This window comes from Micromonospora sp. bgisy143 (genome assembly GCF_057708145.1).
The window spans coordinates 18,937-31,920 of record NZ_JBYIRN010000018.1; the positions used below are offsets into that span (position 1 = coordinate 18,937).

Genomic DNA, 12,984 nt, shown 5'->3' on the forward strand with positions numbered 1-12,984 from the left:
CGGGGGCCCGCGCCGACCGCGAACGGGGGCCGTGGCGAGGCGCCCGCCGTGGCGCGTGACACGCGGCGGGCGGCCGCCCGGTGCCGCCCCCGGCCCGAGGTTCCGGCCCCGTCGCTTCCCCCCCAGGATCGTCGGCGGGGCCGGTCAGGCCTTCTCCAGCAGCTCCAACACGACGCGCTCGACCTCCTCGCGGGAGGCGCCCGGGTCGACCGGTACCACCACGCCGTCGTGGTAGAGGTCAACGACCCGGGGGTCCACGTAGGACGTCCGGGCCACCGTCGGGGTGTTGCCCAGCAGCTCCGCCACCGCGCGCATCACCGCGGCCACCGCCCTGCGCCGGGCGGTGACCGAGCGGGCCGGGTCCGCGGCGGCCAACTCGGCTGCCGCGCGCACCGTGGCGTGCCAGGTGCGGAAGTCCTTGGCGGTCATCTCACCGCCGCTGGCATCGCGCAGGTAGCCGTTGACCTCGTCGCTGCGGACGTCCCGCCACTCCCGGCCGTCCCAGTAGCCGAACAGCCGGTCCGCGCGACGGCGACGCCGGCGCAAACTGACCAGCACCTCGCACAGCTGCGGGTCGTCGATCCGGCGTACCTGCTCGATGCCGCCCTTGGCGGGGAACTCGAAGACCACGCAGTCGCCCCGGCGTCGCGCGTGCTCCGGGCGTAGCGTCGACACCCCGAACGTCGGGTCGTCGCCGGCCGCGTACTGGTCGCTGCCGACCCGGAACATCCCCATGTCGAGCAGGCGGGCCACGGTGGCCAGCACCCGGTCACGACCGAGGCCCCGCCCGACGAGGTCCTGCCCCACCCGCTCGCGCAACGTGGGCAGCCGTCGGGCCACCTCCAGCATGTGGTCGAACTTCGCCGCGTCCTGCTTCTCCCGCCACACCGGGTGGTAGAGGTACTGCTTGCGCCCGGCCGCGTCGACACCGGTCGCCTGGATGTGTCCGTTCGCGTGCGGCGCGATCCACACGTCCTGCCAGGCCGGCGGGATCACGAGGTCCCGCAGTCGCGCCACGGTGTCCGGGTCGCGTACGACGGCACCGCTCGGATCGACGAAGCTCCAGCCCTTACCGCGCCGGAGTCGCCCGTAACCGGGCCGACCCGGGTCGCTACGCCGTAACCGCACCGGAGACCCGCACCACCCTCTCCACCTCGTCCACCGCGGCCAGCACCTCGTCCAGGCGCAGGGCCGCCAATGTCGGGTGGCTTCCTACCCCGTCCCACCTGGGCCAATCTCCCGCACCGGCCCAGAGTGCCCGGTGTCGAGGCCGGTCCGGCGGCGGTCCCCACACCGCCGGCGGCACCGGCCCGAAGAGCACCACCGACGCGGTCCCGTACGCGGTGGCCAGGTGCGCCACCCCGGTGTCGCCGCTGACCACCAGCCGGGCGTCGGCGACCAGCGCGGCCAGGGCGCCGAGGTCGGTCCGGCCCGCCAGCACGGCGTCCGGCGGCAGACCGGCCGCCCCGGCCACCCGCTCGGCCAGCGCGCGTTCGTCGGCCGATCCGGTGACCAGCACCCGGTGCCCCCGCTCACGCAGCGCCCGGGCCAGCGCCGCGAACCGCTCGGCCGGCCACCGCTTGGCGGGGACGTTGCTGCCCGGATGCAGCAGGGTCGCGCCGACCGGCAGACCGGCCATCTCGGGCCGGCGCAGGCCCAGGTCGCGGCGGTCGGCCGGGATGTCGTACCAGGACAGCAGCCGGCACCAACGGTCCACCTCGTGCTCCTCGTCGGTCCAGCGCGGACCGTCGGCGAACCCGGCGTCGGCGTTGGCGAAGGCGACGAGCCGCCCGGGACGGGCGGCGGCCAGCAGGCGGTGTGACTGCGGCCCCCGCCCGTGCAGGTTCACCGCGACCGCCGGCGCCCGACCCGGCCGCAGCGGACCGTCCAGCCCGACGGTGTCCACCAGCCGATCGACGCCGCCGACCAGGTCGACGAGCGGGGCCAGACCGGCGGGCGCGGCGAGGGCCAGCTCGTGATCCGGGTACGCGGCCCGCAGCGCCCGCAGCGCGGGCACCGCAGTGACCAGGTCGCCGACGCCGAGGGCGCGCAGCACGAGGATCACGGGTACGACGTCTCCTGCTCGGCGCAGACCACCATCTCCCGGACCGCGCAGCCGGGCGGCTGGCGGAGCGCGAACATGATCGCCGCGGCCGTGTCGGCGGGGTCGTTGAGGATGGCGTCCGGACCCGGCTTGTACTGCGGATCGCGTTCGTCGAAGAACGCGGTGCGCATGCCGCCGGGGATGAGCAGGGTGACCCCGACCTGACCGGCCAGCTCGGCGGCGAGCGCCCGGGTGAACCCGACGACGCCGAACTTCGCCGCGCAGTACGCGGTGGCGTCGCTGACCGCTTTGACGCCCAGGGTCGAGGCGACCGTGACGATGCGCCCGGCGGAGGTCTGCAGGAACGGCAGCGCGGCCCGGATCACCGCGGCCGTGGCCAGCAGGTCCACCGCGACGATCCGGTCCCACGTCTCCCCCGGCAGGTCGGCGAGCCGACCCGGCACGTCCATCCCGGCGGCCGTCACCACGGCGTCCAGGCCGCCGGCCTGCTCGGCGAGGTGCCGGGTGGCCGCCTCGGCGGCGCGGGTGTCGGCGAGGTCGCACTCGGTCCAGTCCACGCCGTCGACCGGTGGCTGCCGGTCCAGCACGAGCGGACGGCCACCATCGGCGGCCACCGCCGCGACCACGGCCGCGCCGAGCCCACTGGAACCACCGGTGACCAGGACGGCGGGTCCGGCATCGGGCCGGGTGGCGGTCATCGGATGCGCTCCCGCGTCGTGGTGACCGGTACGGTGACGCCGACCGGCTGCGGCGGCCCGTCGTCCGCGCCGACGGCCTGACCGGCGGCGGCACGCGCGATGAGGTCGCTGGTCGAGCGGCCGTCCAGGTACGGCACCACCACCGTGTTGCCGCCCCACCGGCGCAGCACGTCGGCCTCGGGCAGGGTGGGCACGTCGTCGACACCGCCGGCGTAGTCGCCGCCCTTGACCCAGACGTCCGGGCGCACCCAGGACAGCACCGCCTCGGGCGTCGGCTCGTCGAAGACGAGGACGGCGTCGACGCAGCTCAGGGCGGCCAGCAGCCGGGCCCGGTCGCCCTCAGGCAGCACCGGCCGCCGCGGGCCCTTGAGCCCGGCGACGCTGGCGTCGGAGTTCAGGCAGACGATCAGGCAGTCGCCGAGCTGCCGGGCGGCCTGCAGGGTCGCCAGGTGCCCGGCGTGCAGCAGGTCGAAGCAGCCTCCGGTGGCCACCACCGTGCCACCGGCGTCCCGTACCTCGGACAGGAGCGCGGCGACCGCCGCGACGCCCACCCTTTCGGCGCTGACGGCGGGCCGGCGGGCGCCGCGCAGGCTCACCACGTCGGCCGGGGGTGGCAGGGCGGTGGCCACTCCCCCACCCGCGACGTACGCGGAGGCCTCGGCGACGGCTGCCTGCACCGCCTCGGAGACGAGCGCGCCCTGGGCCAGCGCGAGGCTGGCGGCGGCGGCGAACCGGTCGCCCGCCCCGCAGGTGTCGCCCTCGGCGCTGCCCGAGGTGGGCACCACCAGGGGCGTCGACCCGGCGTGGCAGAGCAACGCGCCGTCCCCGCCCAACGTCACCGCGACCGCGCCCGCCCGCCAGCGTCGACGCAGCCCCTGCGCACCCCGGGAGGCGGTGGCGATCCGGGACGCGCCGGGCAGCGTCGGGACCAGTTCGCGCACCTCCGACTCGTTCGGGGTGGCCAGATGCACGCCGGGTACCGCCGCCGGACCGCGCGGGTGCGGGTCCCAGACGACCGGCGCGCGGGTGGCGGCCAGCGCCGCGCGCAGCGCGGGCTGCCGGGCGACGCCCCGGCCGTAGTCGCTGACCAGCACCGCCGACGCGGCGGCGAGCACCCGCAGCACCTCGTCGGAGGGTGGACCCGGCTCACCGGAGGCGCCTCCCCGGTCGTGCCGCAGCAGCACCCGACCCCGGGCCCGCAGCCGGATCTTCTCCGGCGTCGCGCCGGCGAGGGCCAGCGGGTACACCCGCACGCCGGCGGCGGCGAGCAGCGCGCTGAGGCGCGCGCCCCCGGCGTCGTCGGCGAGCGCGGTGACCAGCACCACGTCGGCGCCCTGCGCGGCCGCGAAGACCGCCGCGAGGCCGGCGCCGCCGGGCCGGTCGACGGCCGAGGTCTCGTCGAGCACCGGCACCGGTGAGTCCGGGCAGAGGCGGTTCACCACCCCCTCCACGTCCCGGTCGAGCAGGGTGTCCCCGACGACCACCACGGGTCCCCTCACGCTTACCTCCTCATGCTCACGCGTCGATCTGCTGGGCGGTCGGGCCGTCGAGCACCACCTCGACGCCGGTGCGTACCGGCTCGGACGCGAGTCGACCGGCCGTGACCGGCTCGGCGGCGGCCAGCGCCGCGGGTAGCTCCTGCTCGAGGTATTCGCAGATCAGGTGGCTGGTGACGAGATGCAGCTCCTGGACGACCTGGCTGTCGGCCGACGGCACGGCGAGCACCTCGTCGCAGGCGTCCGCGAGGGGGTTGGGGGCGTGGCCGGTGAGCGCCCAGGTGGTGAGCCCGGAGTCCCGCGCGGCATGCGCGGCGGTGAGCAGGTTGCCGCTGCCGCCGCTGGTGCTGAGCAGCAACAGCACGTCCCCGGGCCGGCCGTGGGCGCGGACCTGGCGGGCGTAGACGTCGGAGTAGCCGTAGTCGTTGGCGATGGCGGTCACCGCGCTGGTCTCGGCGTGCAGGGCGATCGCCGACAGCGGCCGGCGGTCGTCGTGCAGCTTGCCCACCAGCTCGGCGGTGAGGTGCTGGGCCTCGGCGGCGCTGCCGCCGTTGCCGGCGACGAGCAGTCGTCCGCCGCCGGCCAGCCGGTGGGCCAGGTGCGCGCCCCAGCGCGCCAACTGCGGTTCACACCGGCGGTACGGCTCCAGTGCCGCGGCGAGGTTGGTCAGGTGCGTATCGAGCGGGCTGACCGCCGGCATCAGGCCACCACCCGGGTCGGCCGGCGTACGGCGGCGACCTCGTTGTAGACCTCGGCGAGGCGTTCGGCGGTGACCTCCCAGGAGTAGCGCGACCTGGCCCGTTCGCGGGCGGCGGTGGCGTACCGGAAGCGGCGGATCCGGTCGTCGAGCAGTCCCCGGATCGCGGCGGCCAGGGCGTTCGGGTCACGGGCCGGGACGAGGTCACCTGTCGTGCCGTCGACGACGGTGTCCCGGATGCCGCCCACGGCGGTGCCGACGACCGGCACGCCGCACGCCATCGCCTCCAGCGGGGTCAGCCCGAACGGCTCGTACCAGGGTGCGGCGACCAGCAGGTCCGCGGAGCGGTACCAGCGGCCCATCTCCTCGCGGGGCACCGCGCCGACCAGGTGGACCCGGTCGGCGACCCCGCACGACTCGGCGAGGGCCCGCAGCCGCCGGGCGTACGGATCGGTCTCCAGCAGCCCTTCGGGCGGACCGCCGACCACGACGCACTCGGCGTCCGGCACCAGCGCCATCGCGCGCACGACCGTCTGGAAGCCCTTGCGCTCGACCAGCCGGCCCACGGTGAGGATGCGGGCGCGGCCCGGCTCCCGGTCGGCGGCCGGTCCGAGCGGGGCGAACGAGGCGAGGTTGACGCCGGAGGGCACGACCGTCATCCGCGACCGGGGCACCCCCATCCGGACCAGCTCGCCGACCTCGTCGCGGCACTGCGCGACCACCCGGTCCACCGAACGGCCCAACTCCCGCTCGTAGGCGATGCGCCGGGCCGGGCTGGTGTCCTGTACGCCCTGGTGGCGGCGCTTGACGGTGCCCAACGCGTGGTACGTCTGCACCACCGGCACGCCGGTCTGCCGGCCGGCGGTCAGCGCGGCCAGGCCGCTCATCCAGAAGTGCGCGTGGATCACCTCGGGCGTCCAGTCCCCGCCCCGCCACCGCTCGACGAGCCACCGGCTGAACTCGCGCATGTGCGGCAGCAGCGCGTCCTTCGCGACCGGCTCGGCCGGACCGGCCGGCACGTGCACCACGTCGTACCCGTCCGGGGCGCGGACGGTCACCGGCAGGTCAAGGGCATCGCGGCGGGTGTAGACCCGCACGTCGTGCCCGGCGGCGACGAGCGCGGCGGACAGCTCGGCCACGTGCGTGTTCTGGCCGCCGGCGTCCTCCCCTCCGAGGATGGCGAGCGGGCTGGCGTGCTCCGAGATCATCGCGATCCGCATACTTCCTCCTCCAGCAGCCGGTCCCAGTCAGCGAGGAAACGGTCGAGGCCGTACCTGTCGCGCGCGGCGGCCTGGGCCGCCACGCCCGCCTGGCGTGCGGCCGCCGGCTCGGCGATGAACCGGCGGGCGGCGTCGAGCAGGACGTCCATCCGGGTGGCGAGGGCCCCCGCCTCCGGGGGCACGGCGGTGACCGCCTCGGTGGTGGCCAGCGCGACGACCGGCATGCCGATCGCCATCGCCTCGATGAGGCTGAGCCCGAGGCTGGTCCAGCGGCACAGATGCAGGTACGCCCGCCGGCGGGCCAGCTCGGCGTGCATCCGGTCCTGGGGGACGTCGTCGTGGCTGGTGAGCCGGTCGGCGGGCAGCCCGAGGTGGTCGGCGAGGCCGGCGACGCCCATGCCGAACACATCCAGGGGCGCGATCTCGGCGAACCGGGGCAGCAGGTCGGTGCCGGTGACCCGGCCCCGCCGCACCGGCTCGTTGATCACCACGGCGAGCCGGTCCAGTTCACCCGTGTACGACACGGCCGGCGCGACGATGCCGTGGTCGACGACGCTGGTGCGGGTCGCGCCGGTGTCCCAGAAGATTTGATTGAACCCGGTGACGTGGGCGACGAGCAGGTCGTCGCGGTCGGCCATCGGATGTCGGGTGTTCGGGACGTCGCCCTTGGGGGTGTTGTGCTCCACGTAGACGGCGGGCACGTCGCGCCCCGGACGCCGGCCCAGCCACTGCTCGGCCAGGTCGATCTCCTCGGGGCGTTGCAGGACGACCACGTCGACGTCGGCGTCGGGCAGGTCGTCCGGGGCCACCTCGACCGCGCTGTCCGGCCACCGGTAGGTACGCGCCCGGCCCAGGCCGTACGGGCCCCGGTCCGGCGTGGTGGGGATCAGGTAGCGGTGGCTGCCGTGCACGAAGGACGTCGTCCAGGAGCCGTGCACGTGCCAGAGCAGGATGTTCATCGGACGCCACCACCACTGGCGGTCAGCGTCCGCACCGCCTCGACCACCTCGGCCGGGTCAACGCCGCTCAGGCACGGGTGCCCGGGGACCGGGCAGCTCGCGGCCCGGGTGTCGCGGCAGGGGGCGCCGGCGTCGCCGAGCCGGACGGTGGGCACCCGGTAGGGGCCCCACTGGCCGAAGGGGACGGTCGGCGCGAAGAGGCTGACCACCGGTACGCCGGCCGCGGCGGCCAGGTGCGCGGGCCCGGTGTTGCCGACCACCACGGCGGCGGCGTCGGCGACGAGCGCGGCCAGCCCGGCCAGGTCGGTCGTACCGCCCAGGTCGGTGCCGCCCGCCGCCGCGACCCGCGCGGTGACCGTCCGCTCGTCGGGTCCGCCGGTGACCAGCACGCGGTGCCCGGCCGCGGTGAGCGCCCCGGCGATGCGGGCGGCCAGTTCGGTCGGGCAGGCCCGGCTGGACGCGGCCGAGCCGGGGTGCAGCACCACGTAGCCGGGGTCACCGACGAGCGCCGGGCGGGTCACCGGGGCGTCGGCACGGAGCCGGAGCACGGGTTCGTCGCCGGCCGGCAACCGGTACCCGGCCGCGGCGGCGAGGGAGAGCGCCCGCTCGGGCTCGGGGACGCCCACCGGCACCCGGTGGCGGATGTCCACCAACGCGCCCGGGTAGTCGTCGCTGATCGCGGCGATCCGGGTGATGCCGGCCATCCGCAGCAGCAACGCCAGTGGCAGGGCGGACTGGTGGAACGAGGTGAACACCACCGCCTCGTCCGCGCCGACGGCGGCGAGGCGGGCCGTCAACCGGCGCATGTCGTCCGGGTCGACGGGCGTGGGCGCGGGATCGATCCACGGCAGCGGGTGCTCGATGATCTCGTCGACGCCGGGCAGCAGCTCGGCGGCGGCCCGTCCACGAGGTCCGCAGAGCAGCACCACCCGTCGCGCGCCGGCCGCGACCGCGCGGATCGCCGGCCCGGTGACGAGCACGTCCCCGGCCGAGTCCGACCGCACCACAAGCGTCGTACCGACCCGCTCGGCGTCCCGCGCGGGCTGCACGGCCCGCTGGCGGCGCAGGATCTCGTCCACCGCCGACGGCAGGTCGGCCGCCACCCAGCCGGCGGCGGCGACCTCCTCGGGACGGGTCACCGGCGTGGGCACCAGCACCCCGGCCGCGCCGGCGGCCAGCGCCGCGCCCACGTCCCGGCCGATGTCGCCCACCAGCACGCAGCGCGCCGCGCTGGTGCCCAACTCGCGGGCCGCGGCGTGCACCAGGCCGGGCGCCGGCTTACGGCAGTCACAGCCGTCGGCGTCGTCGTGCGGGCAGACCAGCCAGGCGTCGAAGTCGCCCAGCAGCTCCTCGACGCGGGCGTGCACCGCCCGCATCTGCTCCTCGTCGAAGAAACCCCGGGCCAGGCCGGACTGGTTGGTCACCACCGCGAGGCGCAGGCCGGCGGCCCGGAGCCGGTCCAGCGCGGCGCGGACACCCGGCAGCGGGCGTACCTTCTCCGGGTCGCCGTTGTAGGGCACGTCCTCGATCAGGGTGCCGTCACGGTCCAGCAGGACCGCGTCGTACAGGACGCCCCGGTGGGGTCCGGCAGGCCCGCGACCAGCCCGGCCAGCACCGGCGTACACCCGGGCTGACCTGCGCTGATACGGATCCTCCTGGTCCTGTCGCACAGCCGGCGGGTTCCCGGCGCCCGAAGGAGTAAACGTTCGTCGTCGGCGCCGTGGGCCAACGCCGCCGGCGGTGCCCCGCTCCGCCTTACCCGGCGCCCCGGAGAAGCTAACCCGCCGGTCCGTTAGCCCACGTCGCGGCGCGGGTATGGGAGTCCAGTGGCGATAGTGGAGAAAGTGATCGACGCTCCCCCGCAGCAGGTGTTCGACGTGCTGGCCGACGGGTGGACGTACAGCGACTGGGTGGTCGGTACGGCGCACGTGCGCGACGTGGACGAGGCGTGGCCAAGGGTGGGCAGCCAGCTGCACCACCGGGCCGGCCCGTGGCCGTTCTCGTTGCAGGACGCCTCGACGGTGCTGGTCTGCGAACCGCCGCACCGGCTGGTGCTGCGCGCCGGGCTGTGGCCGGCCGGGGAGGCGATCGTGGCGTTCACCCTGGAACCGGTCGACGGGGGCGCCACCCGCGTCCGGATCGGTGAGGAGTTCGCGGCCGGTCCGCTGCGCTGGGTCCGGAACAAGGCCAACGACCTCGTGCTGCACCTGCGCAACCGGGAGACGCTGGCCCGACTCTCCGACATCGCCACCCGACAGAAGGGCCCGCAGTGACGCAGACGGTGGTGGTGACCGGCGCGAGCGCCGGGGTGGGCCGGGCGGTGGCCTGCGCGTACGCGGCCCGGGGCGCCCGGCTGGCGCTGCTGGCCCGGGGCGCGGCGGGGTTGGCCGCCGCCGAGCGCGAGTGCCGGTCGCTGGGCGCCGCCGACGTGCGGGTGTACCAGGTCGACGTGGCCGACGCGGGTGCGGTGCAGCAGGCCGCCGACGACGTCGTGCACCACTTCGACGGCATCGACGTCTGGATCAACAACGCCATGGTCTCGGTGTTCGCGCCGGCCTGGGAAATCCCGGCCGCCGAGTTCCGCCGGGTCACCGAGGTGACGTACCTGGGCACGGTGCACGGCACCCTCGCCGCGCTGCGGCACATGCGGGCGCACGGCCGGGGCACGATCGTGCAGGTGGGCTCCGCGCTGGCCTACCGGGGGATCCCGTTGCAGTCGGCGTACTGCGCGAGCAAGCACGCCGTGCAGGGGTTCAACGACTCGCTCCGGGCCGAGCTGCTGCACGACTGCCCGGGCGTGAAGCTGTCGATGGTGCAGCTCCCCGCCGTGAACACGCCGCAGTTCTCCTGGGTGCGTACCCGGCTGCCCCGACATCCGCAGCCGGTGCCACCGATCTTCGCGCCGGAGGTGGCGGCGCGGGCCATCGTCTGGGCCGCCGACCGGGGCACCCGGGAGCTGAACGTGGGCGGTCCGACCTGGCAGGCGCGGCTCGGCGACATCCTGATCCCCGGCCTGCTGGACCGCAAGCTGGCCCGCGACGGGTACGACAGCCAGCAGACCGGCGACGAGATCGACCCGGCTACCTGGCGGGACAATCTGGACCATCCCGGCGACGCGGACCGGGACCGGGGCGCGGCGGGCATCTTCGGCGACCAGGCGCGGCAACGCTCGGCGGCGCTGTGGGTGGGGACGCACAAACCGGCGCTGTCCGGCCTCGCGCTGGCCGGTGTCGCGGTGGCTCTCACCGCGATGGCCCGCCGCCTGCGCTGAGCACGTCGCCACCTGCCGCCGGTCGGCCCACGGGGAGCCTTTTCAATCCGGGTCGGGCAACTGGCTACCCTCTGGGGTAGCCGTGTCCGCAAACCGAGGATGTCCGACATGATCGAGCCCGTCCAGCTGCCGTCGCCGTGGCGAGACGTACCCCTGACCGTCGTCGTGCCCACCTACAACGAGGCGGGCAACCTGCCGGCGCTGGTCGAGCGGCTGCTCGCGCTGCCGCTGCCGGGGCTGCGCATCCTCGTCGCCGACGACAACTCCCCCGACGGCACCGGCGAGGTGGCCGACAAGCTGGCCATCGAGTACCCGGAGCGGATCGAGGTGATGCACCGGGCCGGCAAGGAGGGCCTGGGTCGGGCGTACGTCGACGGGATGACCCGGGCGCTCGAGGGCGGGGCCGAGTTCGTGGCGCAGATGGACGCCGACCTGTCGCACCCGCCGGAGGCGCTGCCGGGCATGCTGGGCGCGCTGCTCTCCACCCAGGCGGGCGTGGTGATCGGTTCGCGTTACGTGCCGGGCGGCGAGCTGGACGAGAACTGGCCGCTGTACCGCCGGGCGCTCAGCGGCTGGGCGAACCTCTACGTGCACACGCTGCTGCGGGTGCGCATCCGTGACCTGACGGCCGGCTTCAAGATCTGGCGGGCCGACGCGCTCAAGGACATCGGCCTGCACCGGGTGCAGTCCAACGGCTACAGCTTCCAGGTGGAGATGCACTACCTGGCCACCAAGCTGGGGCACACCATCCTGGAGGTCCCGATCCGCTTCGAGGAGCGGCGCGACGGCGTCTCCAAGATGACCACCGCGACCAAGGTCGAGAGCGCGCTGATGCCGTTCCGGCTGCGCAGCAAGCACCGCAACATCACCTCCTGACGTACCCCGTCGGCCAGGAGGTTCGCGTCGCGGACCTCCTGGCCGAGGGGATCAGGTAGGCGGGTAGACGGCCCGGTGGGCCGTGGCGATCGCCGCCGCGTAGGCACGGCCGGTGAGGGCGCGGTCGCGGGCCAGGGCAGCGCGGGCCGCGTTCGCCCCCGGGGCGCCGTGCACCCCACCGCCCGGGTGCGCCGACGAACTGGCCAGGAAGAGCCGATCCACCGGGGTGTCCGCGCGGCCCAGGCCGGGGATCGGGCGCAGGAACAACTGTTGGTACGCGGCGGCGGTGCCGCCGCCCAGCGCGCCGCCGACCAGGCTCGGGTCGCCCTTCTCCAGGTCGGCCGGTCCGGCCACGTGCCGGCCCACGATGAGCTGCCGGAAGCCCGGGGCCGCCGCTTCCAGCACGTCCTCCATGCGCTCTACGTGCCCGGCGATGTCCTCGGCCCGCCAGTTCCGCCGGAACGGCAGGTGGGTGTACGACCAGAGCGACTCGGTGCCCGGCGGCGAGTGGCTGGGATCGGCCACCGACATCTGCCCGACCAGCAGGAACGGGTCGCGGGGCAGCTCACCCCGGGCCAGCTCGCCGGCGTACCGGGTCAGCCCGTCGAGGTCTGCGCCGAGGTGCACCGTGCCGGCACCGGCGATCGTCCGGTTGGTCCACGGGACACCGGCGGAGAGCGCCCAGTCCACCTTCAGCGTCGAGCCGTCCCACCGGAAGTGCGCCAGGTCCTCGACCAGCCGTGGCGGCAGGACCGCCGCACCGACGAGGTCGAGGTAGAGCGCGGGCGCCGGCACGTCGGCGAGGACCGCGCGTCGGGCCCGCCACAGCGTGCCGCCCTCGGTGCGGACGCCCACCGCCCGGCCCCGCGCGGTGAGCACCCGGTCGACGCGCGCGCCGTACAGGATGCGGCCGCCGCGTTCGGCGAGCCGGTCCACCAGCGCGTTGGTGATCCGGCGCGCGCCGCCGTCGGGCACCGGCCAGCCGACCTGCTGGCCGAGCATGGCCAGCAGCCAGCCGTACACGCCGGAGCCGGCCTCCTCGGGGGACAAATCGGTGTGCAGGGCGCACCCGGCGAGCAGCGCCGGGCCTCCCTCGCCGTCGAACAGCTCGTCGCCGAGCTTGCGGACCGGCACCACGAGCCGGCGGGCCAGCCGCAGCGCTCCGGCGATCCGCAGCCGGCGCAGCAGGCCCAGTCCGCCGCGAACCGGCGGGAACGGCGTGGTGATGGTGGTCAGCATCGGCTCGGCCACGTCGAGCCAGTCGGTGTACGCGTTCAGCCAGCGCTTGCCGTCGCCCGGGGCGAACTGTTCCAACGAGGCGGCCGTGACGTCCGGATCCCGGTTGATCACCGCGGCCCGGCCGTCGGGCAGCAGGTGCGCCAGCACGTCCGGCGCGTGCCGCCAGGACAGTCCGTGGCGGCCCAGGTCGAGTCCGTCGAGCACCGGTGAGGCGTACCCGAGGGGGTAGAACGAGCTGTAGAGGTCGCTCAGGTAGCCCGGCGCGGTCACCTCGGCCGACTGGACCGCGCCGCCGGGCACGGCGGTCGCCTCCAGCACCACCACGTCCCACCCGGCGTCGGCCAGCAGGTTCGCCGCGACCAGGCCGTTGTGCCCGGCGCCGACGACGACGGCGTCCGCGCTCTGCGCGCCGGTGGTAGTCATCCGATCCGCCTACCCGGCGTGCAACCGGGCGAAACGCGTT

12 protein-coding genes are annotated in these 12,984 nt (G+C 75.5%); 3 read left to right on the forward strand and 9 right to left on the reverse strand.

Going from position 1 to position 12,984, the window contains the following annotated elements; translation table 11 throughout:
* Positions 1-144: 144 nt before the first annotated feature.
* From AC3EN4_RS20640 to AC3EN4_RS20675, 8 genes are read right to left on the reverse strand one after another with little or no spacing between them, the layout of a single operon-like run.
* On the reverse strand, positions 145-1,128 hold the full coding sequence (locus AC3EN4_RS20640) for a DNA topoisomerase IB (protein ID WP_435207388.1): 984 nt from the start codon (positions 1,126-1,128) through the stop codon (positions 145-147).
* Entirely contained in the window at positions 1,112-2,065 is a 954-nt protein-coding gene (locus AC3EN4_RS20645) for a glycosyltransferase family 9 protein (protein ID WP_435207389.1), read from the reverse strand. Before AC3EN4_RS20645 ends, AC3EN4_RS20640 begins: the two co-directional genes overlap by 17 nt.
* Positions 2,062-2,763: an SDR family oxidoreductase gene (locus tag AC3EN4_RS20650; RefSeq protein ID WP_435207390.1), complete on the reverse strand. Its 702-nt coding sequence runs from the start codon at positions 2,761-2,763 to the stop codon at positions 2,062-2,064. Before AC3EN4_RS20650 ends, AC3EN4_RS20645 begins: the two co-directional genes overlap by 4 nt.
* The gene (locus tag AC3EN4_RS20655; RefSeq protein ID WP_435207391.1) at positions 2,760-4,262 is read right to left on the reverse strand and encodes a PfkB family carbohydrate kinase; all 1,503 of its coding nucleotides are present in this window, start codon (positions 4,260-4,262) and stop codon (positions 2,760-2,762) included. The genes AC3EN4_RS20650 and AC3EN4_RS20655 overlap by 4 nt, the downstream gene beginning before the upstream one ends.
* A gap of 16 nt (positions 4,263-4,278) precedes the next feature.
* Entirely contained in the window at positions 4,279-4,962 is a 684-nt protein-coding gene (locus AC3EN4_RS20660) for a D-sedoheptulose-7-phosphate isomerase (protein ID WP_435207483.1), read from the reverse strand.
* Positions 4,959-6,176, reverse strand: a complete 1,218-nt coding sequence (locus AC3EN4_RS20665) for a glycosyltransferase (RefSeq protein ID WP_422739479.1) — start codon at positions 6,174-6,176, stop codon at positions 4,959-4,961. Before AC3EN4_RS20665 ends, AC3EN4_RS20660 begins: the two co-directional genes overlap by 4 nt.
* Positions 6,161-7,135 (reverse strand): glycosyltransferase, encoded by a 975-nt coding sequence (locus AC3EN4_RS20670; protein ID WP_435207392.1) that lies wholly within the window; start codon positions 7,133-7,135, stop codon positions 6,161-6,163. Before AC3EN4_RS20670 ends, AC3EN4_RS20665 begins: the two co-directional genes overlap by 16 nt.
* Complete coding sequence (locus AC3EN4_RS20675) at positions 7,132-8,805, reverse strand: HAD-IIIA family hydrolase (protein WP_435207393.1); 1,674 nt, start codon at positions 8,803-8,805, stop codon at positions 7,132-7,134. The genes AC3EN4_RS20670 and AC3EN4_RS20675 overlap by 4 nt, the downstream gene beginning before the upstream one ends.
* A gap of 156 nt (positions 8,806-8,961) precedes the next feature.
* Here AC3EN4_RS20675 and AC3EN4_RS20680 point away from each other — a divergent pair, with 156 nt between their 5' ends.
* The 3 genes from AC3EN4_RS20680 (at position 8,962) to AC3EN4_RS20690 (ending at position 11,282) form a co-directional block, all read left to right on the forward strand.
* Positions 8,962-9,408 (forward strand): SRPBCC family protein, encoded by a 447-nt coding sequence (locus tag AC3EN4_RS20680; RefSeq protein WP_435207394.1) that lies wholly within the window; start codon positions 8,962-8,964, stop codon positions 9,406-9,408.
* Positions 9,405-10,406, forward strand: a complete 1,002-nt coding sequence (locus AC3EN4_RS20685) for an SDR family oxidoreductase (RefSeq protein WP_435207395.1) — start codon at positions 9,405-9,407, stop codon at positions 10,404-10,406. Before AC3EN4_RS20680 ends, AC3EN4_RS20685 begins: the two co-directional genes overlap by 4 nt.
* A 108-nt stretch (positions 10,407-10,514) precedes the next feature.
* On the forward strand, positions 10,515-11,282 hold the full coding sequence (locus tag AC3EN4_RS20690; RefSeq protein WP_422739475.1) for a polyprenol monophosphomannose synthase: 768 nt from the start codon (positions 10,515-10,517) through the stop codon (positions 11,280-11,282).
* Positions 11,283-11,333: 51 nt separating this feature from the next.
* Here AC3EN4_RS20690 and AC3EN4_RS20695 read toward each other — a convergent pair whose 3' ends face one another.
* Complete coding sequence (locus tag AC3EN4_RS20695) at positions 11,334-12,944, reverse strand: phytoene desaturase family protein (protein ID WP_435207396.1); 1,611 nt, start codon at positions 12,942-12,944, stop codon at positions 11,334-11,336.
* Positions 12,945-12,984 lie beyond the last annotated feature (40 nt).

What these genes read in the sequence shown, in the direction of transcription:
- AC3EN4_RS20650 (WP_435207390.1), bottom strand. Translation starts at nt 2,763, where the DNA reads ATGACCGCCACCCGGCCCGATGCCGGACCCGCCGTCCTGGTCACCGGT.
- AC3EN4_RS20665 (WP_422739479.1), bottom strand. Translation starts at nt 6,176, where the DNA reads ATGCGGATCGCGATGATCTCGGAGCACGCCAGCCCGCTCGCCATCCTC.
- AC3EN4_RS20670 (WP_435207392.1), bottom strand. Translation starts at nt 7,135, where the DNA reads ATGAACATCCTGCTCTGGCACGTGCACGGCTCCTGGACGACGTCCTTC.
- AC3EN4_RS20690 (WP_422739475.1), top strand. Translation starts at nt 10,515, where the DNA reads ATGATCGAGCCCGTCCAGCTGCCGTCGCCGTGGCGAGACGTACCCCTG.
- AC3EN4_RS20695 (WP_435207396.1), bottom strand. Translation starts at nt 12,944, where the DNA reads ATGACTACCACCGGCGCGCAGAGCGCGGACGCCGTCGTCGTCGGCGCC.